General features: G+C 72.2%; 21 protein-coding genes. 14 read left to right on the forward strand and 7 right to left on the reverse strand.

Going from position 1 to position 20,808, the window contains the following annotated elements:
* Positions 1 to 144: 144 nt before the first annotated feature.
* Entirely contained in the window at positions 145 to 1,080 is a 936-nt protein-coding gene (locus ACIRPU_RS27930) for an RNA polymerase sigma factor SigF (protein WP_403872046.1), read from the reverse strand.
* Between the two features lie 239 nt (positions 1,081 to 1,319).
* Between ACIRPU_RS27930 and ACIRPU_RS27935 the strand changes: the two genes are divergently transcribed.
* The 6 genes from ACIRPU_RS27935 to ACIRPU_RS27960 all read left to right on the forward strand — a co-directional run bounded on the left by ACIRPU_RS27935 (position 1,320) and on the right by ACIRPU_RS27960 (position 6,976).
* Entirely contained in the window at positions 1,320 to 1,715 is a 396-nt protein-coding gene (locus ACIRPU_RS27935; protein WP_403872048.1) for an STAS domain-containing protein, read from the forward strand.
* Positions 1,716 to 1,927: 212 nt separating this feature from the next.
* Complete coding sequence (locus ACIRPU_RS27940; protein WP_403872050.1) at positions 1,928 to 2,476, forward strand: ATP-binding protein; 549 nt, start codon at positions 1,928 to 1,930, stop codon at positions 2,474 to 2,476.
* Between the two features lie 486 nt (positions 2,477 to 2,962).
* A complete protein-coding gene (locus ACIRPU_RS27945; protein ID WP_403872052.1) occupies positions 2,963 to 3,658 on the forward strand; it encodes an LPXTG cell wall anchor domain-containing protein in 696 nt (231 codons plus the stop codon).
* Positions 3,659 to 3,690: 32 nt separating this feature from the next.
* On the forward strand, positions 3,691 to 4,530 hold the full coding sequence (locus ACIRPU_RS27950) for a hypothetical protein (protein ID WP_403872136.1): 840 nt from the start codon (positions 3,691 to 3,693) through the stop codon (positions 4,528 to 4,530).
* A complete protein-coding gene (locus tag ACIRPU_RS27955; protein WP_403872054.1) occupies positions 4,527 to 5,636 on the forward strand; it encodes a hypothetical protein in 1,110 nt (369 codons plus the stop codon). Before ACIRPU_RS27950 ends, ACIRPU_RS27955 begins: the two co-directional genes overlap by 4 nt.
* 68 nt (positions 5,637 to 5,704) lie before the next feature.
* A complete protein-coding gene (locus tag ACIRPU_RS27960) occupies positions 5,705 to 6,976 on the forward strand; it encodes a hypothetical protein (RefSeq protein WP_403872138.1) in 1,272 nt (423 codons plus the stop codon).
* An 81-nt stretch (positions 6,977 to 7,057) separates the two neighbouring features.
* On the opposite strand, the gene ACIRPU_RS27965 is transcribed toward ACIRPU_RS27960, so the two are convergent.
* Positions 7,058 to 8,554, reverse strand: a complete 1,497-nt coding sequence (locus ACIRPU_RS27965) for an oligopeptide:H+ symporter (protein ID WP_403872056.1) — start codon at positions 8,552 to 8,554, stop codon at positions 7,058 to 7,060.
* A 527-nt stretch (positions 8,555 to 9,081) separates the two neighbouring features.
* On the opposite strand from ACIRPU_RS27965, the gene ACIRPU_RS27970 reads away from it, so the two are divergent.
* Together ACIRPU_RS27970 and ACIRPU_RS27975 are read left to right on the forward strand one after the other, a co-directional pair.
* Positions 9,082 to 9,759: a response regulator transcription factor gene (locus ACIRPU_RS27970; RefSeq protein ID WP_020128522.1), complete on the forward strand. Its 678-nt coding sequence runs from the start codon at positions 9,082 to 9,084 to the stop codon at positions 9,757 to 9,759.
* A gap of 190 nt (positions 9,760 to 9,949) precedes the next feature.
* Complete coding sequence (locus tag ACIRPU_RS27975; RefSeq protein WP_403872058.1) at positions 9,950 to 11,224, forward strand: ATP-binding protein; 1,275 nt, start codon at positions 9,950 to 9,952, stop codon at positions 11,222 to 11,224.
* Between the two features lie 54 nt (positions 11,225 to 11,278).
* Here ACIRPU_RS27975 and ACIRPU_RS27980 read toward each other — a convergent pair whose 3' ends face one another.
* Positions 11,279 to 11,794: a GtrA family protein gene (locus ACIRPU_RS27980; protein WP_384123860.1), complete on the reverse strand. Its 516-nt coding sequence runs from the start codon at positions 11,792 to 11,794 to the stop codon at positions 11,279 to 11,281.
* Positions 11,795 to 11,992: 198 nt separating this feature from the next.
* On the opposite strand from ACIRPU_RS27980, the gene ACIRPU_RS27985 reads away from it, so the two are divergent.
* The 3 genes from ACIRPU_RS27985 to ACIRPU_RS27995 all read left to right on the forward strand — a co-directional run bounded on the left by ACIRPU_RS27985 (position 11,993) and on the right by ACIRPU_RS27995 (position 14,903).
* Positions 11,993 to 13,144, forward strand: a complete 1,152-nt coding sequence (locus ACIRPU_RS27985; protein WP_403872061.1) for a 5-(carboxyamino)imidazole ribonucleotide synthase — start codon at positions 11,993 to 11,995, stop codon at positions 13,142 to 13,144.
* A 77-nt stretch (positions 13,145 to 13,221) separates the two neighbouring features.
* Positions 13,222 to 13,719 (forward strand): 5-(carboxyamino)imidazole ribonucleotide mutase, encoded by a 498-nt coding sequence (gene purE, locus ACIRPU_RS27990; protein ID WP_384123867.1) that lies wholly within the window; start codon positions 13,222 to 13,224, stop codon positions 13,717 to 13,719.
* A 5-nt stretch (positions 13,720 to 13,724) separates the two neighbouring features.
* Positions 13,725 to 14,903 carry a dipeptidase gene (locus ACIRPU_RS27995; protein WP_403872063.1) on the forward strand — a complete coding sequence of 393 codons (1,179 nt, stop codon included), beginning with the start codon at positions 13,725 to 13,727 and terminating at the stop codon, positions 14,901 to 14,903.
* On the opposite strand, the gene ACIRPU_RS28000 is transcribed toward ACIRPU_RS27995, so the two are convergent.
* The gene (locus ACIRPU_RS28000; protein ID WP_403872065.1) at positions 14,852 to 15,991 is read right to left on the reverse strand and encodes an alkene reductase; all 1,140 of its coding nucleotides are present in this window, start codon (positions 15,989 to 15,991) and stop codon (positions 14,852 to 14,854) included. The two genes, ACIRPU_RS27995 and ACIRPU_RS28000, sit on opposite strands and share 52 nt — an antisense overlap.
* 61 nt (positions 15,992 to 16,052) lie before the next feature.
* Here ACIRPU_RS28000 and ACIRPU_RS28005 point away from each other — a divergent pair, with 61 nt between their 5' ends.
* Positions 16,053 to 16,412 carry a MerR family transcriptional regulator gene (locus ACIRPU_RS28005; RefSeq protein WP_020128529.1) on the forward strand — a complete coding sequence of 120 codons (360 nt, stop codon included), beginning with the start codon at positions 16,053 to 16,055 and terminating at the stop codon, positions 16,410 to 16,412.
* Positions 16,413 to 16,522: 110 nt separating this feature from the next.
* The gene (locus tag ACIRPU_RS28010) at positions 16,523 to 17,692 is read left to right on the forward strand and encodes a dipeptidase (RefSeq protein WP_403872067.1); all 1,170 of its coding nucleotides are present in this window, start codon (positions 16,523 to 16,525) and stop codon (positions 17,690 to 17,692) included.
* 102 nt (positions 17,693 to 17,794) lie between these two features.
* On the opposite strand, the gene ACIRPU_RS28015 is transcribed toward ACIRPU_RS28010, so the two are convergent.
* Together ACIRPU_RS28015 and ACIRPU_RS28020 are read right to left on the reverse strand one after the other, a co-directional pair.
* Positions 17,795 to 18,193: a VOC family protein gene (locus tag ACIRPU_RS28015; protein ID WP_403872069.1), complete on the reverse strand. Its 399-nt coding sequence runs from the start codon at positions 18,191 to 18,193 to the stop codon at positions 17,795 to 17,797.
* Between the two features lie 61 nt (positions 18,194 to 18,254).
* On the reverse strand, positions 18,255 to 18,614 hold the full coding sequence (locus ACIRPU_RS28020; RefSeq protein WP_403872071.1) for a VOC family protein: 360 nt from the start codon (positions 18,612 to 18,614) through the stop codon (positions 18,255 to 18,257).
* 99 nt (positions 18,615 to 18,713) lie between these two features.
* On the opposite strand from ACIRPU_RS28020, the gene ACIRPU_RS28025 reads away from it, so the two are divergent.
* The gene (locus ACIRPU_RS28025; RefSeq protein WP_403872073.1) at positions 18,714 to 19,262 is read left to right on the forward strand and encodes a CGNR zinc finger domain-containing protein; all 549 of its coding nucleotides are present in this window, start codon (positions 18,714 to 18,716) and stop codon (positions 19,260 to 19,262) included.
* Positions 19,263 to 19,457: 195 nt separating this feature from the next.
* Here ACIRPU_RS28025 and ACIRPU_RS28030 read toward each other — a convergent pair whose 3' ends face one another.
* The gene (locus ACIRPU_RS28030) at positions 19,458 to 20,801 is read right to left on the reverse strand and encodes a UDP-glucose dehydrogenase family protein (protein WP_385568154.1); all 1,344 of its coding nucleotides are present in this window, start codon (positions 20,799 to 20,801) and stop codon (positions 19,458 to 19,460) included.
* Between the last annotated feature and the right edge of the window lie 7 nt (positions 20,802 to 20,808).

Here is a 20,808-nt window from a genome sequence, read left to right on the forward strand (position 1 = left end):
TAGTGGCCCAGGGGGTTCCGTGGGGAGGTTTCCGGGAGTAACAAGGGGGAGGTTTCCGGGGGTAACACGAGGGGTCGGGGGCGGGCGGCCGGGGTGACAGCGGCGTCCGTGTCCGGGAGGGCGCCCGGACACGGACGGGACGGGTCACTCCTCGACCGTCAGGCCCTTCCGCAGCCGCACCAGGGTCCGCGACAGCAGTCGCGACACGTGCATCTGCGAGATGCCGAGTTCCTCGCCGATCTCCGACTGGGTCAGACCGGCGACGAAGCGGAGGGACAGGATCTGCCGGTCGCGGGACGAGAGTTCGGCGATCAGCGGCTTCAGCGACTCGACGTACTCGATGCCTTCGAGTCCGTGGTCCTCGTAGCCGATGCGGTCGGCGAGGGCGCCTTCCGAGTCGTCATCCTCCGGCTGCGCGTCCAGCGACGAGGCCGTGTACGCGTTGGACGCCGCCATGCCCTCGACGACCTCCTCGTTGGAGATGCCGAGACGCTCGGCCAGTTCCACGACGGTGGGCGCCCGGTCGTGCTTCTGGGCCAGTTCGTCGCCCGCCTTGGCCAGGTCGAGGCGGAGCTCCTGGAGCCGGCGCGGGACGCGCACCGACCACGACGTGTCGCGGAAGAAGCGCTTGATCTCGCCGATGATGGTTGGCATCGCGAAGGTCGGGAACTCGACGCCGCGCGACAGCTCGAAGCGGTCGATCGCCTTGATCAGGCCGATGGTGCCGACCTGGATGATGTCCTCCATCGGCTCGCTGCGGGAGCGGAACCGGGAGGCGGCGAACTTGACCAGGGCGAGGTTCAGCTCGACGAGGGTGTTGCGGACGTACGAGTACTCGTACGTGCCCTCCTCGAGGGACTCGAGCCGTGCGAACAGGGTCTTGGACAGGGCCCGTGCGTCGACGGCTCCGACCTCGTCGTACGGGGGGATCTCCGGAAGTCCGGCGAGGGTGTCGGTGGGGTCGACGTCCGGTGCCGTGTCCTGCGCGATGGGTTTCAGATGTTCTTGTTCCGGAGGGGGTGTCGACGTCGCTCCGCGGGTAGGCGGTGCGTCGAGCCGGGGTGACATGAAGTCCTCCATCGTTCTCGGCGTATGGCCGCCGAAGCCAGTGGGTGCACTGCGGTGTGCGGCGCCTCCAAAGCCGACCGTGTCGGTTACGTGCTTCTACTAGCCCTACCCGCTTTACTTGCCCCGCCGCAAGTGCATTTTGTCCGTCTATGTCCGTTTGTGTGTGATTGTTCGGGTGTTGAGGTGCGGGCCGAAGGCGTAGGGTGCGAGGGCGTCAGCAAGCAGTCAACGACCTCAGGAGAAGAGACGGCATGGACCGCGGGACGGTCGGCAGCGCACAGTCTGGCCGGCTTCTGGTCGAGGTGCGGCAAGAGGGCTCCAGCGCCGTGGTGACCCCGGCGGGTGAGTTGGATCACCACACCGCCGATCTGTTGCGTGAACCACTCGAGGACTGCCTCTCCAAGGGGACCAGTCGCCTCGTGGTGGACTGCACGCGTCTGGAGTTCTGCGACTCCACCGGGCTCAACGTGCTGCTCGGCGCCCGCCTGAAGGCGGAGGCGGCCGGCGGCGGAGTCCATCTGGCGGGCATGCTGCCCGTGGTGGCGCGGGTCTTCGAGATCACCGGCGCGGACGCGGTGTTCACCGTGCACGCGACGGTCGAGGCCGCCCTGAGCGACGGGCACGACGAGCGTGACGCGAACGGCTGAGCTTCGCCGTCCGCCGGAAACGGGTGCGAACGGACGTGAACGGGGGGTGTTCCGGCGGTTCTCTCGGGCAGGAGACATCCTGAGCCCGAACATGTCGGCGGCATTGCCGACGCGAACGCCGTCCGTCTGCGTAAAGATGCGTGAAGGCTTGTAGTGATCCGACCTGTGAATGGTGAACCGGTGAATCGGGGAATCGGTGAGGTGAAGCGCTGATGAGCACCACCCGGCCTTGTTCGCCGGGCGACCGCGGCCCGGAGCCCAGCGACGCTCCTGGGGTGTCCGAGGGGGGCGCACCTGGAGCCGTGACGTCCGAAGGGGGCGCGGCGACCGTGGCGTCAGGGTCGCCGGGCGGCCGCCAGGTACGTCGGCTGAGCTTCGACGGCGCCAGCGGGGTCGTCCCGCTCGCCCGCGACTTCGCCCGCCAGGCGCTCTACGCGTGGTCCTGGCTGCCCGCGGACACCGCCGACCGGCGGGCCGCCGCGGAGGACGTGCTGCTGGTCGTCTCCGAGCTGGTCACCAACGCGTGCCTGCACGCCGAGGGACCGGACGGGATGGTCCTCAGCTGTGACAGCAAGGGGATCCGCGTCGAGGTCTCGGACCGCGGCGCGGGCCAGCCGGCCCCCCGCACCCCGCACCGCGCGGGCCGCCCCGGCGGCCACGGCATGTTCATCGTGCAGCGCCTCTGCCTGGACTGGGGCGTCGTACGGACCCCGGACGTCACGGGCAAGACGGTCTGGGCGGAACTGGGCGCCCCGGCCTGACCGCCCGCCCCCGAGGCCCGGGAACCTTCAGTCCTTCCCGGGCCCGCTCCACCGGGCCTGCTCCGCCGGGTCTGCTCCGCCGGGTCTGCTCCGCCGGACTTGCTCCGCCGGGGTTTGCGTTCGCCGGGCTCGCTCCGCCGGGTCTGCTCCGGTAGGTCTGCTTCCGGCCGTCCGGCCCACGGCGGTCGCGTTCTTCCGCGGTCCCCCGGCGCACCGGGCCCTCCTGTGGCGGGACGGGCCCTTCCGGGGCGGGGTCGGCCCTTCGCTGGCGGCGCCGGTGTCCCGACGGCACGGTCGCGGCCCTGAGACGCCGCTGCGCACGCGGTGCCGGGCGTCGTCCTCGAAACCCCCTGAACCCGCGCGCCGGATCGCCACAACTCCGGCGCGTACCTTCTCTTCCCTCCTCATCGCCCCGGGCGTACCTTGACGGCTCAATCTGATGCCTCGTCAGTAAAGGCGGGGCGGTGGGAGTGAGGGGACGGGACCGTGTCGAACCGGAAGCGAACCGCAGCGCTCGCGACTGCCGCGGCCCTGGCCGGCTCGGCGGTGTGGATGGCCGCCCCCGCGGCCGTGGCCGAGGTCGTGAACGTCGACTACGCCTGCAAGACGCCCATCGGCGACAAGAGCGCCGTATCGCCCATCGACATCAAGGGCGTCAGGAGCGGCAGCGGCTACAAGATCACCATGTCCTGGCAGAAGGGCGTCTCGTCCAGCCCCGTGGAACTCGGCGCGGGCTCCATGAAGCCGAGCGCCACCATCAAGCTGGGCGGCGCCGACAGCGGCACCCTCGCGGTCACCGGCCCCGCCAACCAGGCCGCGATCCCCGAGAACACCCCCATCAAGATCAACGACCTGAGCGGCACGTACACCCCGAAGAAGACCGGCAAGGTCACCTTCACGGCCGGCGTGCTCACCATCAAGGCGCTCGGTACGACCACCACCTGCACGCCCACGAACAACGCAGCCCCCTCGCTGACCCTCGACGTGACCGCGTCGGGCGGCGGGAGCGGCACGAGCGGCGGCACCACGAGTGACGGCGGCTCCGGCGGCGACCTCCCGCAGACCGGCCCCGAGGACTCGGCCATCGCACTCGGCACCCTCGGCGGCACGGTGCTGCTCGCCGGCGCGGCCGGAACCCTGTGGCTGACCCGACGGGACCGGACGGCACGCGTCCACCGCTGACCGTCCCCCTCGTACGAGTGCTGGAGCCGCCGATGCCGTACGCCGCCGCCCGTGCCCTGCTGCTGACCCTGTCGCTGCCGCTGCTGCTCGCGGCCACCCCGGCCACCCCCGGCGGCTGGTCGGTCGCGCCCTCCGGTGGGGGACGGCCGTCCTTCTACGCGGAGGGCACGCCCGGGGCGGTGCTCCAGGACACGCTCGCCGTGACCAACCGGGGCACGGAGCCGCTCACCGTACGGCTGCGCGCCACCGGCGACGGCCTGCGGGTCGCCTTCGCCGAACCGGCCCTCGGCATCCCCGCCCGCACCCGCGCCGAAGTGCCCTTCACGGTCACGGTCCCCGCGGACGCGCCGCCCGGCGACCGCGCCGGCGAACTCCTCGTACGGGACTCCGCCGGCCGGGAGTCCGCCGTCCGGCTGCTGATCCGGGTCGGCGGCCCGGAGCTGGCCGCGCTGACCGTGGAGCACGTGGCCGTGCGCGGCGACCGCATCACGTACGAGCTGGTCAACCGCGGCACCACGGCCCTCGTCCCACGGCTCGCCGTGCACGCGGACGGCGTCCTCGGCGCCGTCCTGGACCGCGCCCCGCGCACCCTGCCCGTCCGGCTGTCCCCGGGCCGCCGCCTCGCGCTCGACGAACCGTGGCCCGACCGCCCGGCCCTGGACGCCGTCACCGTCCGCCTCACGGTGACCGCGCCGGGTGCGGCGCGGGCCACCGGGCGGGCGTCGGCACGGTTCGTGCCGTGGGGCGCGGCGGCGGGCACGGCGGCCGGCGCGCTGTCGGTCGCGGCGGCCGTGCTGGCCGCGGTGGCCGTACGGCGACGCGGACGCCGAACGGCCATGGCCCGGACCGTGGAAAAGGGAGCACCGACATGAGAGGCAAGCCCCGGATCCCGGCGCTGGTACCGGCCCTGCTCCCAGTCCTACTCCTGCTGCTGCTCCCGCTCTCGCTGCCGGCGGCCGGCACGGCCGCCGCCGCGGAGGGCAAGCCGGCCGTCACCCTCTCCTCGTCGCAGGCGGGGACGGGGGGTTCGATCACCGTCAGCGGCACCGGCTGGCGGTCGCGCACGCTGCTGATGCTGCTGGTCTGCGGGCAGGCGACACCGGCCCGGGGCGTGGTCGGCGGCACCAACTCCTGTGCCAACGCCGACGGACGTGCCGTCACCACCGACGCCGACGGCCGCTTCAGCCGGGTGCTGCCGGTGACCGACCCGCCGGTGCCGTGCCCCTGCGTGGTGCACGTGGCCACCGCGACCGGGGCGAAGGCGCAGGCCGACGCGGTGTTCCAGGTGGCCGGGCACCCCGTCGCACCGCTTCCCGCGCAGACGGCCGGCGGACGCCTCACCGTGCTCACCGACACCCGGCTCGACGGCTCCGGCTCTCTGCTGACCTGGTTCGGGGCGCCGCCCTCCCGCACCCTCGCCTTCACCGTCGGCAACGTGGGCACCGCGGCCGTCGAGAACCCCGTCTTCCAGGTCGGCACCGCCCATGGGGTGTTCGCCCCGCAGTGGGACGAGCGGCAGTGGCACGGCACGCTCGGCCCCGGCGACAAGGCCCGCGTCGAACTGCCCGTCGAACTCACCGCCGGCGCGCACGGCGACTACACCGTCTCCCTGAAGTACGGCGGGAAGGTCCTCGCCGAACAGCCGTGGGGGGTGGGCCGCCCCTGGGGCGTGACCCTGTTCTGGATCCTGCTCTGCGTGGTGGTGCCGGCGGCGGTCTTCCGCATCGGGATGGCGCTGGTGGACCGCGTACGCCCGCGCCATGCCGCCCGACGGCCCTCGCCCGCCCCCGGGCACGGACGCAGGCGCAGGACGGCGATCGCGCCCCCGAGGCCCGCGCCCCCCACCCCGAACGCGACCCTGCCGTGGTTTACCCCGGACACCGGTCCGGGCCCGGCGGGCCGGCTCTCCGCACCGCACGAAGACCATCCGACGAGTCCCACGACTCCCACGACTCCCGGCAGGAAGGGATCCACGTGAGTGAGAGAGCCGTATCACCTGACCGTGCGCCCGCGCGGAAGAGAGCGGCAGCGGCGGGCGCCGCCGTCCTGATCACCGGGGCGGCCGTCCTGCTGGGCGTGAGCGCCGGGCAGGCGCAGGCCGCCGAGGTGGCCTACGCCACCAAGTGCGTTCCGCCCTCGGGCATCGGCCTGCCCGACGTCAACGGCACCACCAAGGTCGAGATCACGGCGCCGGCGACGGCGAAGGTCGGCGACACCGTCGACGTCGTCTGGAAGTTCACCCAGGCCGCGTCGAAGAACCCCGACATCATCGACCTGCCCGCCAACTCGGTCCAGCCGTCCGGCACCCTCCTGGCGGCCGGCGCGCAGAGCGCCGACATCGCGATGCAGGGGCCGCGCGAGAACCCTGCGATCCCCAAGGGCGGCGCGATGACGCTGTCCGACATGAAGGGCACGCTGAAGCTGACGGCGGCCGGACAGGTGACGCTGACCCCGGACGCGTACGTCGTCAACGCGCTGTCCACGGACACCAAGTGCGCGCCGACGGAGGCCGTCCAGCCGGCGGCGACCATCACCGTGACGGCGGGGGAGGGGAGTTCGGGTTCCGGCTCGGGCTCGGCCTCGCCGAGTACGTCCCCTGACCCCTCGCAGAGCCAGAGCCCGTCACCCTCGGCGAGCGCGTCCGGGACGCCCAGCACCTCCCCTTCGGCGTCCGAGAGCGGAGGCGACGGCGGCCAGACCGACTTCACCGGCAAGGTCGTCGACATCCCCTACACCTGCCAGTCGCCGATCGGCGAGAAGAAGGCGACCTCGCCGATCCAGATCAACGCCAAGAAGAACGGCGGGAGTTACGGCCTCACCGTGCAGTTCAAGAAGTCGGTCATGGACAGCCCGATCGACATCCCGGCCGGCAAGGTGAAGCCGACCATGCAGATCGTGCTGGGCGGCGCGGACGAGGGCTCGGTGACGGTGGAGGGCCCGCTGAACTCCGCGCCGATCCCACAGAACGAACCGATCGAGATCCCGGACCTCACGGGCGTCTACAAGCCCGGCGCGACCGGTGAGTCCACGCTCTCCCCGGGCGTCCTCGTCATCGAGGCCATGGGCACGACCACCACCTGCACTCCGGACAGCACGGCGGTCTCCCTCACCCTGGACACCTCGGAACAGGCGAGCGGCGCGTCCGGCGGCAGCGGCTCCTCGTCGTCCTCGGGCGGGTCCACGTCGAGCAGCGGCGGCCTCGCCGAGACGGGCTCCGGCGACCACGGCGCCCTGAAGGCGCTGGGCCTGGTGGCGGGCACGGCGATCCTGCTGGGCGGCGCGGTGTTCACCTTCATGCCCAGGAGAAGGGCGAGCTGAGCCGCGCAAGACCGGAAAACGGCGGAGGGGCGCCGTACCCACGTGGGTACGGCGCCCCTCCGGCATGCGCGGGAGCGGACGTCAGTGGACGTCGCCCATCAGCGCCTTGACCTTCTTGCGGTACATCCACACCGCCACACCGGCGACGACGGCGAGCACCGCCTCCAGGGCCACTATGCCCGTCTTGTTGAGGTCGACGCCGGCGATGGACAGCAGACCGGTCGTGGCGTCACCGGCGGTGACGGCCAGGAACCAGACGCCCATCATCTGCGAGGCGTACTTCGCGGGCGCCATCTTCGTGGTGACCGACAGGCCGACCGGGGAGAGCGTCAGCTCGCCGACGGTCTGCACGAAGTAGATCGCCGCCAGCCACAGAGCGGCCGCCTTGTGACCGCCCTCGGCGATCGACAGCGGCGCCAGGAAGAGGAAGAAGGACGCGCCGACCAGCACGAGGCCCATCGCGAACTTCGTCGCGGTGCTCGGCTCCTTGCCGCGCCGGGCCAGCGCCAGCCAGGCCCAGGCGAAGAGCGGGGCCAGCGCCATGATCAGGACCGGGTTGACCGACTGGTACCAGGAGACCGGGAAGTCCCAGCCGAGGACGCTGTTCTTCGCCGAGGAGTCGGCGAACAGGGACAGCGTCGAGCCGCCCTGGTCGTAGATCATCCAGAACACGGCCGCGGCGACGAAGAACCAGACGTACGCGGTCAGCTGGGACTGCTCGGCGCGGTCCAGCTCCTTGTCGCGCTTCATCCGGGCGATGACGACGACCGGGATGATCAGACCGGCGGCGGTGATCGGGACCAGCAGCCAGTTCAGCGTGTAGACGCCGGAGACGCCGACGACGGCGTAGAAGACGATCGCGACGGCCGCCCAGAACGCGGCCTTGCGCAGTGTGGCCGCCTTCTCCCGCGCGGACAGCGGCGTGGGGACGACGTCCGAGCGGGAGCTCAGGTGGCGGCTGCCGAGCAGGAACTGGACGAGGCCCAGACTCATGCCGAGCGCGGCCAGCGCGAAGCCCAGGTGCCAGTTGACGTTCTCACCGATGGTGCCGATGATCAGCGGCGCGGCGAACGCGCCCAGGTTGATGCCGATGTAGAAGAGCGTGAAGCCACCGTCGCGGCGCGGGTCGTCGGGCCCGTCGTAGAGGTGGCCGACCATCGTCGAGATGTTGGCCTTGAGCAGGCCGGAGCCGATGGCGACCAGGCCGAGGCCCCCGTAGAAGGTGCCGGCGTTCGGCAGCGCGAGGGTCAGATGGCCGAGCATGATGACCGCGCCGGCGACGGCGACGGTCTTGCGGGGGCCGAGCACGCGGTCCGCGAACCAGCCGCCGGGCAGGGCGAGCAGGTACACGAGCGACAGATAGACCGAGTAGATCGCGGTCGCGGTCGCGGCGCTGAGGTGCAGGCCGCCGGGAGCGACCAGGTACAGCGGGAGCAGGGCCCTCATGCCGTAGTAGGAGAAACGCTCCCACATCTCGGTCATGAAGAGAGTGGCCAGTCCGCGGGGGTGGCCGAAGAAGGTCTTCCCGGAGCCGGGGGTGCCCGGGCGGACCGAGTCCTTCGTCAGGCTGGACGCCATGTCGTTCCTTGCTGCTCGGGACGCGCGCCGCGGTGGAGCGTCGCGCGCCCGGTGGGGGGCGGCCGGCACCGGCGGACCGCGTCGTCCACCCCCACGCCCCGGGGGAGTCCGCTCCGGGTCTCGGAGCGGCGGACGGCGACCACCGGGATCCACGCCCCCTCGAGTCGGGGGCCCGGCCACAGGTCGTTCCTTTGGAGGCCGGCGGGGGCCGGCCCGCACACAAAGGAGACCTTCAGCGTCAAGCCGACCGCCGAAGGTCCATGCGTGCTACAGGCGTTACCTCACCATACGACAGCACAACGCCTGATATGGAAGGACTTGAGACACGGATCACAGGTGATCAAGGAACCGTGGGCGGTGTTTTGAAGGTCTGCATCAGGATGCCATCCCTCGACCGTAGGTCCGTACCAAGATCGACGGAGGGATGGGTCCCCGCTCGGCATGCCGTCTGTCCGGCATGTCCGTGAGTAAGAAACAGCTGGGCGATCACACTTCGGCCGCCGCCCGGCGCGGACTACCATCAGCTCATGACCCGTGTACTGCTCGCCGAGGACGACGCGTCCATCTCGGAGCCGCTGGCCCGCGCCCTGCGTCGGGAAGGTTACGAGGTCGAGGTGCGTGAGGACGGCCCCACCGCGCTCGACGCCGGAATGCAGGGCGGCGTCGACCTGGTCGTGCTCGACCTCGGGCTGCCCGGCATGGACGGCCTGGAGGTGGCCCGGCGACTGCGCTCGGAGGGCCACGCCATCCCGATCCTCATCCTGACCGCGCGCGCCGACGAGGTGGACACCGTCGTAGGTCTGGACGCGGGCGCCGACGACTACGTCACCAAGCCCTTTCGGCTGGCCGAACTGCTGGCCCGGGTCCGGGCCCTGCTGCGGCGCGGCGCGTCCGAGCCCCAGCAGCCGCCCGCCACGCACGGCGTCCGCATCGACGTCGAGTCGCACCGCGCCTGGATGGGCGAGGAGGAACTCCAGCTCACGGCCAAGGAGTTCGACCTGCTGCGGGTCCTCGTCCGCGACGCGGGCCGGGTCGTCACCCGTGACCAGCTGATGCGCGAGGTCTGGGACACCACCTGGTGGTCGTCCACCAAGACCCTCGACATGCACATCTCCTGGCTGCGCAAGAAGCTCGGCGACGACGCGGCGAACCCCCGTTACATCGCCACGGTGCGGGGCGTCGGCTTCCGCTTCGAGAAGAGCTGAGCGCTGCCGCGGGCCTGGCGTTCGACCCGCGTCGCGTCGTCCTCGCGTTCGTCGTCGGCCGCCGGCCGGTGGGGGCTTGTCGCGCCGTTCCCCGCGCCCCTGGGTGGGGCTCCTCGGCCGGGGGCGGGAGGCGCCGCGTCCTGGGCGGGGTGGCCGTCGCCGTAGTGAAGTCGTTGCCCCGGAGGGTCTTGTGCGTCGCCGTCTCATTCAGTCCACCCTTGCCGTCGTGCTCGTCGTCATCGCCGTCTTCGGGGTGTCCCTCGTCATCGTCGAGACCCGCACGATCAGCAACAGCGCCCAGGAACGGGTGGACTCCGAGGCGCTGCGGCTGGCCAGCATCGTGGACAGCCGGCTGGTCGGCTCGGAGAACGTCACCGCCGAGATACTGCGCGACCAGGTCACGCAGGACCGCTACGCCGAGATCCGGATCCCCGGCCGGACGGTCATCGAGGTCGGCGCCGAGCCCCAGGGCGATGTGATCAAGGCGACGGCCCGGGGCGAGGAGGGCGAGACCATCCTCGTCCAGGAGCCGCGCTCCACGGTCACCCGGGAGGTCGGCCGCACGCTGCTGATCATCGGCCTGGTGGCGCTGCTCGCGGTGATCGCGGCGGTGCTGCTGGCCATCCGCCAGGCCAACCGCCTCGCCTCCCCCCTGACCGACCTCGCGGAGACGGCGGAGCGGCTGGGCTCGGGCGACCCGCGGCCCCGGCACAAGCGGTACGCCGTCCCCGAGCTCGACCGGGTCGCCGACGTCCTCGACGCCTCCGCCGAGCGCATCGCCCGCATGCTGACCGCCGAGCGCCGCCTCGCGGCCGACGCCTCCCACCAGCTGCGCACGCCGCTGACGGCCCTCTCCATGCGCCTGGAGGAGATCACCCTCACCGACGACCCGGACACCGTGAAGGAGGAGGCGACGATCGCCCTGACGCAGGTGGAGCGCCTGACGGACGTGGTCGAACGCCTGCTCACCAACGCCCGGGACCCCCGCACCGGCTCGGCGGTCACCTTCGACCTCGACGAGGTCATCCAGCAGCAGCTCGCCGAGTGGCGCCCCGCCTATCGCGGCGTGGGCCGGGCCATCGTCAGCTCCGGCAAGCGAAATCTGCGGGCGGTGGGCACGCCCGGCGCGGTCGCCCAGGTGCTGGCCGCGCTGATCGAGAACTCCCTCATGCACGGCGGCGGCACGGTGGCGCTGCGCACCCGCGTCACCGGCAACCAGTCCGTGGTCGAGGTCACCGACGAGGGCCCCGGCGTCCCCGCCGATCTGGGCGCCCGCATCTTCGAGCGGGCCATCAGCGGCCGCAACTCCACGGGCATCGGCCTGGCGGTGGCCCGCGACCTGGCGGAGGCCGACGGCGGCCGGCTGGAGATGCTCCAGGCCCAGCCCCCGGTCTTCGGGCTGTTCCTGTCCCGCACGGCCCCGCAGAAGCGGACCGCGGAGGACGGCGGGCCGACGGTCAGGTAGCACCCGCCCGCCGCGCGGTCCCGACCTTTTCCGGCCGACCCGGCGCCCGGCCGGTCAGCCGACCCGCTGCCCGGCCCTCGGCTCGGGCCCCCGGGACTGCTCGGCCACCGTCAGGAACGATTCGGCGCCGGCCACGGCCCCTTTGGCGGGCAGCGTCCGGAACACCCACGTGCGGTACGACCAGAACCGGAACAGCGTCGCGATCCCGATGCCGACGAACTTGAACACGTTGCTCTGGATCGGGCTGTCCCAGCCGAAGCCGTACGTCGCCGCGAACAGCAGGCCGTTCTCGATCACCAGTCCCACCGCGCTGAACAGCAGGAACAGCGTCAGTTCCTTCGTCCGCCCGCTCTTGTCGCGGTCACGGTAGGTGAAGTAGCGGAACCCCACGTAGTTGAAGACGATGGCCACGACCGTGGCTATGACACTGGCCCGCACCACCGGGAGGTCGGTGAGATGCCGGACAAGGTTGAAGACTCCGAGGTTGACCAGCAGCCCCGCGCCGCCCACGGCCCCGAACTTCGCGAGCTCGCGGACGACCCTCCTCAGCCCCGAGGAACCATGCGCCATGGCCGTACAGGCCCCCGTCCGGGTTAGGTTTCGTCAACCCAGCCATGCTAACCACCACTCTTGTCGGTTTCCTGTGGTCCGGCTCACGGGTCCGTGACCAGCGGGGGAGAAGCGGGGAAACGGTCGGTATGAGGCGGGAAAGTTCCCGGTAAGAGGCACGGAATTCGGCCGCGGTGGCGTGGCCGATACCCTGGGGTCGTGACGTTCCCGGTAGTCGGCATGGTCGGCGGGGGCCAGCTCGCTCGTATGACACACGAGGCGGGCATCCCGCTCGGCATCAGATTCAAGCTCCTCAGTGACACCCCACTGGATTCCGCGGCGCAGGTCGTCAGCGATGTCGTCATCGGCGACTATCGCGATCTCGACACGCTCCGCGAGTTCGCGCGCGGGTGCGATGTGATCACCTTCGATCACGAACACGTGCCCACCGAGCACCTCAGGGCGCTGGAGGCGGACGGCATCCCCGTCCGCCCGGGCCCCGACGCGCTGGTGCACGCCCAGGACAAGGGGGTGATGCGCGCGCGACTGGACGCGATCGGCGTTCCGTGCCCCCGGCACCGGATCGTGACCGACCCGGCCGATGTCGCCGCGTTCGCCGCCGAGGGCGACGGCTTCCCGGTGGTCCTCAAGACCGTCCGGGGCGGCTACGACGGCAAGGGCGTGTGGGTCGTCGACTCGGTCGAGGAGGCGGCGGACCCCTTCCGGGCCGGCGTCCCCGTCCTGGCGGAGGAGAAGGTCGACTACGTCCGCGAGCTCGCGGCCAACGTCGTCCGCTCACCGCACGGTCAGGCGGTCGCGTACCCGGTGGTCGAGTCGCAGCAGGTGGGCGGCGTCTGCGACACGGTGATCGCCCCCGCGCCCGGCCTGGACGGGGCCCTCGCCCTGCGGGCCGAGGAGATGGCGCTGCGGATCGCCAAGGAACTGGACGTGGTCGGCCACCTCGCGGTCGAGCTCTTCGAGATCCGCAACGACGACGGGTCGTCCGGCGTCCTCGTCAACGAACTGGCGATGCGCCCGCACAACTCGGGCCACTGGTCGATGGACGGCGCGATCACCTCGCAGTTCGCCAACCACGTCCGCGCCGTCCTCGACCTCCCCCTCGGCGACCCGCGCCCGCGCGCCACGTGGACGGTCATGGTCAACGTCCTGGGCGGCGACTACCCGGACATGTACTCCGCGTACCTGCACTGCATGGCCCGCGACCCCCAGCTGAAGATCCACATGTACGGCAAGGACGTGAAGCCCGGCCGCAAGGTCGGCCACGTCAACACCTACGGCGACGACCTGGACGACGTCCTCGAACGCGCACGTCACGCAGCCGGTTACCTGAGAGGCACGATCACCGAATGAGCCCTGCCCACCCGTCGCCCGACCACCGCCCCTCAACGAGCGCTGACGCGCCCCCCTTCCCATTGGTCGGCATCGTCATGGGGTCGGACAGCGACTGGCCCGTCATGGAGGCCGCCGCGCAGGCCCTCGACGAGTTCGAGATCGCGTACGAGGTCGACGTCGTCTCCGCGCACCGCATGCCGCGCGAGATGGTCGCGTACGGCGAGCAGGCGGACGGCCGCGGGCTCAAGGTGATCATCGCGGGCGCCGGCGGCGCCGCCCACCTCCCGGGCATGCTCGCCTCCGTGACCCCGCTGCCGGTGATCGGCGTACCCGTGCCCCTGAAGTACCTGGACGGCATGGACAGCCTGCTGTCGATCGTGCAGATGCCGGCCGGCGTCCCGGTCGCCACGGTCTCGGTCGGCGGCGCCCGCAACGCCGGTCTGCTGGCCGCCCGCATCCTCGCCACCCAGGACGAGGAGCTGCTCGCCCGGATGCGGGACTTCCAGCAGGAGCTGAACGACCAGGCCACCGAGAAGGGCAAGCGGCTGCGCGCCAAGGTCGAGGGTTCGAACGGCTTCGGTTTCGGAAAGTGACGGAGATGACCTCACTGGACGCGGCCCGCGAGCTGCTGCGCGAGTTCCCCGTGGTCGACGGCCACAACGACCTGCCCTGGGCGCTGCGCGAGCAGGTCCGCTACGACCTCGACGCCCGCGACATCTCCGGCCACCAGCACGCCCACCTGCACACCGACATCCCCCGGCTGCGGGCGGGCGGGGTCGGCGCGCAGTACTGGTCGGTGTACGTGCGCGCGGACCTGCCCGACGCGGTCCCGGCGACCCTGGAGCAGATCGACTGCGTGCGACGGCTCATCGCCCGTCACCCGGGGGACCTGCGCGCCGCGCTGACGGCCGCGGACATGGAGGCGGCGCGCGCGGAGGGCCGTATCGCCTCGCTCATGGGGGCGGAGGGCGGCCACTCCATCGCCAACTCGCTCGGCACCCTGCGCGGCCTGTACGCGCTCGGCGTGCGTTACATGACGCTCACCCACAACGACAACGTGGACTGGGCGGACTCCGCGACCGACAGGCCCAGGGCCGGCGGCCTGTCCGCCTTCGGCCGAGAGGTCGTGCGCGAGATGAACCGCGAGGGCATGCTGGTCGACCTCTCGCACGTGGCGGCGACGACGATGCGGGACGCACTCGACGCGACGAGCGCGCCGGTGATCTTCTCGCACTCCTCCGCGCGAGCGGTGTGCGACCACCCGCGCAACATCCCGGACGACGTCCTCGAACGCCTCCCCGCCAACGGCGGCATGGCGATGGTGACCTTCGTGCCGAAGTTCGTCCTGCAGGCGGCGGTCGACTGGACGGCCGCAGCCGACGACAACATGCGCGCGAACGGCTTCCACCACCTCGCCACCACGGCCGAGGCGATGAAGGTCCACCGGGCCTTCGAGGAGACGAACCCCCGCCCGATCGCCACCGTCGCCACGGTCGCCGACCACCTCGACCACATGCGCGAGGTGGCCGGCGTCGACCACCTCGGCATCGGCGGCGACTACGACGGCACCGCCTTCACCCCCGACGGCCTCGACGACGTCTCCGGCTACCCCAACCTGATCGCGGAGCTCCTCGACCGCGGCTGGTCCAGGCCGGACCTCGCCAAGCTGACCTGGCAGAACGCGGTACGCGTACTCGGCGCGGCGGAGGACGTGGCCCGTGGCCTTCAGGCCACCCGGTCGCCGTCCCACGCGACGATCGAGTCGCTGGACTGCTGAGCGGGCCCGTCGGTCAGGGCGGGGTAGTCGGTGTAGCCGACGGCCCCGCCCACATACATCAGGTACCGGTCCCGCAGGGGGTTCAGCGGCGCCCCCCGGCGCAGCCGGTCGACCAGGTCGGGGTTGGCCAGGAACGGCCGTCCCAGGGCGATCAGCTCGGCCCCGGCGGCGAGCAGCCGGTCGACCGCGCGGGAGACGGCGTCCGTGGTGAGTTCCGGCAGCACGGGGTTGGCGACGAGCGTCCCCGGCCACTCGGCCCGGATCCGGCGGAACAGCGGCGCGTCCGGGTCGGCGTACACCAGGTGCAGATAGGCGAGCCCCAGGTCCTTCAGCCGCTCGACGAGCGCCGGGTAGAGCTCCGTCGTGTCCTCGTCGTCCTCCGCTATGCCGTTGAAGGTGACGCCGGGCGAGATCCGCACCCCCACCCGGTCCGCGCCGATCTCCGTGGCGACCGCCTCCACCACCTCCGCCGCGAACCGGATCCGCCCGGCGACCGAGCCGCCGTAGGCGTCGGTGCGGCGATTGGTGTCGCCGGCCAGGAACTGGTGCAGCAGATGGCCGTTGGCGGCGTGCACCTCCACGCCCTCGAAACCGGCGTCGAGCGCGTTGCGGGCGGCCGCGGCGAAGTCGGCGACGGTGGCGCGGATGTCGTCCAGGTCCATCTCGCGGGGCGTCACGGCGGGCCGGTGGCCGTCCGGTGTGAAGATCGTCTCCGGCAACGGGACGGGAGAGGGCGCGACGGGCGTCAGCCCGGTGGTCGCCGGATGGCTCACCCGCCCGCCGTGCTGGAGCTGGAGGAACATCCGCCCGCCCGCCTCCCGCACGGCGTCCGTCACCCGCCGCCACCCGGCCACGTGCTCGGGCCGGTGGATCGCGGTGATGTTCGGATACGTCTGCCCGACCGCGTTGGGCGTCGCGGCCTCGGCGATGATCAGGCCGGCGGAGGCGCGCTGGGCGTAGTACGCGACCATGAGGTCGCCCGGGGTGCCGTCGGCGGCGGCGCGGTTGCGGGTCAGGGGGGCCATGACGAGACGGTGGGGGAGAGCGAGCCCTCCCAACCGGAACGGGGTGTCCTTGGTCGGTGTCATGCCGGTACCGTAGAAGTTGACACTGATGTCAGGTTCAAGTCCTTCCGGAACCGGGGCGGCCATGCGGATCGGTGAACTGGCGCGGCGCACGAACGTCAGCGAGCGCTCCCTGCGCTACTACGAGGCCCAGGGGCTGCTGGCCGCCGACCGCACCCCCGGCGGGCACCGGGACTACCCGGAGCGGGCCGTCGACCGGGTCGTGCTCATCCAGGAGCTGTTCGCGGCCGGGCTGCACAGCACCAAGATCGCCCAGCTGCTGCCGTGCATGCGGGACTCCGACGGAGGCCCCTCCGCCGTCGCCACCCCCCGGCTGGTGGCCGACCTCACCGCCGAACGCGACCGCATCGACCGTACGATCGCGGATCTCGTCCGGTCCCGGGACACCCTGGACGAGGTGATCCAGGTGGCCGAGGGCACCTGACCGGCGCGTCCGTACCCCGAACGCCCCGTCCACCAGGAAGCCGGCCGTCCCGCGTGCGACGGTGAACCGTACTGCTGATCGACACTGCTGATCGACGTACGGAGACCGCCATGGCCGACCTCCATGACGAGCCGCACACCCTTCCCGAGGTCGGTGAGCTCGACGACGAGGCGCAGGCGACCCCGGTCGGCCCGTACGCGCCGCTCACGGCCGAGGAGGCCGCCGAGGCCGCTCGGACCGGGCAGACCGCTCGGACCGGACAGGAGCCCGAGAGCACCCCGCTGGAGCGTGCCCGCGCCCTGCTCGCCGCGCACCCCGTCGCCGACGGCTACAGCGGACTGCCCACGGCCCTGCGCCACCTGCCCTGGTACGACCTCCAGCTCGGCGAGAGCGCCGTCGACACGGACGTGCCCCGGCTGCGCCAGGGCAATGTCGGCGCGCTGCTGTGGTCGCTGCACCTGCCCGAGGGCCTCGCCGCCGACCGGGCCGTCGGGAGCACCCTGGAGCAGCTGGACCTCGTCCGGTCGGTGATCGCCGCCCACCCCGAGGGGTTGCGGCTCGCCCGCAGCGCCGGCCAGATCATCGACGCCCGCCACTGCGGCCGCGTCGCCGTCGTCCTGGGCCCGGCCTCGGCCGCCGCGCTCGACGACTCCCTGGGCATCCTGCGCGTCCTGCACTCCCTCGGCCTGCGCGTCCTCACCCTCGCCGGCGTCTCCTGGGCGGGCGAGGCGGGGCTGACCCGGTTCGGCGAGGAGGTCGTGCGCGAGATGAACAGGCTCGGCGTGCTCGCCGACCTCTCCGGCGCCTGCGACCTCACCGTCGGCCGTGTCCTCACCCTCTCCAGGACGCCGGTCCTGTTCACCCGCTCGGCCGCCCGCGCGCTGCGCCCCCACCCCGCCAACCTGTCCGACGAGACGCTCGCCGGGCTGGGCGCGGCCAGGGGAATCTGCCTGGTGCCGCTGACCGCCGAGCAGACCGGCCCCGGCCTCCGCGACGTCGCCGACCACCTCGACCACGTCCGTGCGATCGCCGGCCCGGCCTGCGTCGGCCTGTCCGGCACCTACGACTCCGGGGCCGCCCACCCGCAGGGCCTCGCCGACGCCTCCGGCTACCCGCACCTGATCGCCGAGCTGCTCCGCCGAGGCTGGCCGGAGACCGACATCACCCTGCTGACCTGGGGCAACGTACAGCGAGCCCTGCGCACCGCCGACTTCACGGCCCGAGCGACCCAGGAACGCAGAGACCCGTCGACGGCGAGGATCGCGGAGCTGGACGGGTAGAGCCGCCGAACAGTGCCGCCCGAACAGTGCCGCCGGACCGGCTGCCGAGACGGGGCCGCCGGACGGGCCGCCGAATCGGCCGTCGGCCGCCGAATTGGGCCGCTACGGGTGGTCGATCCGGCACAGGCAGAACGGATGCCCCGCCGGATCGGCGTACACCTGGAAGTCCTTCTTCTCCCGGTCCTCCAGGTCCAGCGGCCGCGCGCCCAGCGCCAGCACCCGCTCGTGGGCCGCGTCGATCTCCGCCCAGGTGGCGCCGCCGTCGAGATCGAGGTGGAACTGCTGCGGATTGTGGTCGGCGCGCGGCCACTCCGGCGGGGTGTACCCCTCCACCCGCTGGAACGCGATGCGGGGCCCGCCGGGGACGCGCAGGACGAACCAGTCGTCCTCGCCGTCCTCGGCATCGGGCCTACCGCCCAGGACCGCCGCGTAGAAGTCGGCGAGCGCGCGCGGGTCGGGACAGTCGAGGACGACGGAACGGAATCGGGCGACGGGCGGCATGGATCCTCCTGGCTCGAGCGGGATTACGGCGGTGGCGCGGGCTGCGACGGTGGCGCGGGCCTCAGCAGGCGCACAGGCAGAACGGGTGCCCGGCCGGATCCGCGTACACACGAAAGCCGCGCGAGCGGTCCGCCGCGTCCAGCGGCTTCGCGCCCAGCGCCAGCACGCCCCGCTCGGCCGCGTCCAGGTCGTCGACGGTGAGGTCCAGATGGAACTGCTGCGAGTGCTCGGGCGCGGGCCACGCGGGCGGTACGAACCCGGGAGCGGCCTGGAAGGCCAGCGACTGGCCGCCGGGCACCTTCAGGTCGACCCAGTCCCCCTCGCCGTCGACGCTGCCGCCCAGGACCTCGGCGTAGAAACCGGCCAGCGCGACCGGGTCGGGACAGTCCAGAACGACGACACCCAGCTTGGCGAGAGCCATGACTTCCTCCTGGTGATCGGGACGGTGATGGTTACCTCTAGAGCCGGGTAACCAGTAACGGTTACTGCATGCTCCCGCATTGGCGGTAACGTCGCAACCATGAATGACCGATCGGCCGCTCCCGGGGGCCTGGCCCTGGTCGAGTCCCTGGTGAACACGCTGGACCTGGAGTCGGGCGCGGACGCTCTGGACACGGCGGAGGGCCGGGCGCGATTCGGGCTGCCGGAGAGCGCCGAGAGTGCCGGGGGCGCCGAGAGTGCCGGGGGCGTCGCGGGTGAGGTGGCGCGGGCCCGCGAGCTGCGCGAGTCCCTGCGCGCGGCCCTGCTGGCCCACGCGGGCCATCCGCCGCACCGCGAGGTGACCCCGCTGGGCGAGCTGCTGGCGTCGGCGCCCCTGCTGGTGACGGTCGACGAGCACGACGGCTCCGCCCGGCTCACCCCGTCCGGCCCCGCCGCCTCGCTGCTCTCCTGTACGGCCGCCGCGGTGGCGGAGGCGCTGATCGCGGGCACCTGGAACCGGCTGAAGGCCTGCGAGGCCGTCACCTGCCACTGGGCGTACTACGACCGCAGCCCGGCGGGCCGGGGGCGCTGGTGCTCGATGCAGGTGTGCGGGGCGCGCGCGAAGATGCGGCGGTACCGGGCGAAGTAGTTCACCGGCCGAGGCACAGGCCGGTGGTGCAGAATGCAGCAAGACGCCGGTTCGGCCGACTGAGCCTCGGCCGAACCGGCGTCGCTCCGTGGACCCGTGCCCGCGCCTCGCGTGTGGCGGCGTCCGTTCCCGCGCCCAGGCGATCTGTGCCCGGGCGGTCTGTGCTCAGGTGGTCTGGGCCCAGGTGGTCCGTGCCTAGGCGGTCGGGCGGCCCATCGCCCGGTACGTCCATCCGGCCTTGCGCCACAGGACGGGGTCGAGCGCGTTGCGTCCGTCGAGGACCAGCCGGGTCGTCGCGACCTCACCGAGCTGCGCCGGGTCGAGCTCGCGGAACTCCCGCCACTCGGTGAGGTGCAGTACGGCGTCGGCGCCCCGGACGGCCTCCAGGGCCGAGTCCGCGTACCCGAGCGTCGGGAAGACCCGGCGGGCGTTGGCCATGCCCTTCGGGTCGTACACCGTGACCTGTCCGCCCTGGAGATGGATCTGTCCGGCGACGTTGAGGGCGGGCGAGTCCCGGACGTCGTCGGAGTCGGGCTTGAAGGTGGCGCCGAGCACGGCGATCCGCTTGCCCAGGAAGGACCCGCCGCCCAGCGCCTGCCGCGCCAGCTCGACCATCTGCCCGCGCTGACGCATGTTGATGGAGTCGATCTCGCGCAGGAAGGTCAGCGCCTGGTCGGCCCCGAGCTCACCGGCACGCGCCATGAAGGCCCGGATGTCCTTGGGCAGGCAGCCGCCGCCGAAGCCGATCCCCGCCCGCAGGAACTTCTTCCCGATCCGGTCGTCGTACCCGATGGCCTCGGCCAGCTTGGCGACGTCGCCGTCGGCGGCCTCGCACACCTCCGCCATGGCGTTGATGAAGGAGATCTTGGTGGCGAGGAAGGAGTTCGCGGAGGTCTTCACCAGCTCGGCGGTGGGGAAGTCGGTGACGACGAACGGCGACCCCTCGCCGATCGGCGTCTCGTACACCTGCCGCAGCACCGCCTCGGCCCGCTCGCTGCGCACCCCGACGACGATGCGGTCCGGGTGCAGGGTGTCCTGGACCGCGAGCCCCTCACGCAGGAACTCCGGGTTCCAGGCGAGCTCGGCGTCCGCGCCGGCGGGCGCCAGCTCGGCGATCGTCCGGGCCAGCCGGTCGGCGGAGCCCACCGGCACGGTGGACTTGCCGACGACGAGCGCGGGCCGCGCCAGATGCGGCGCGAGGGAGCTTATGGCGGACTCGACGTACGACATGTCGCACGCGTACTCACCGTGCTTCTGCGGGGTGTTCACGCAGACGAAGTGGACGTCGCCGAAGGCCCCCACCTCGGCCCAGTCCTGGGTGAAGCGCAGCCGCCCGCTGGACCCCTCGAAGCCGGGGACGTGCCGGCGCAGCAGTTCCTCGAGCCCCGGCTCGTACATGGGGGTCTCGCCGCGCTCCAGCATCTCGATCTTTTCGCGCACCACATCGAGCGCGAGCACCTCGAAGCCCAGCTCGGCCATGGCCGCGGCGTGCGTGGCGCCGAGATAGCCGGTGCCGATCACGGTGATCTTGAGGGCCATGGATGCT

The organism is Streptomyces sp. NPDC102259 (assembly GCF_044766465.1).
Taxonomy (GTDB): Bacteria; Actinomycetota; Actinomycetes; order Streptomycetales; family Streptomycetaceae; genus Streptomyces.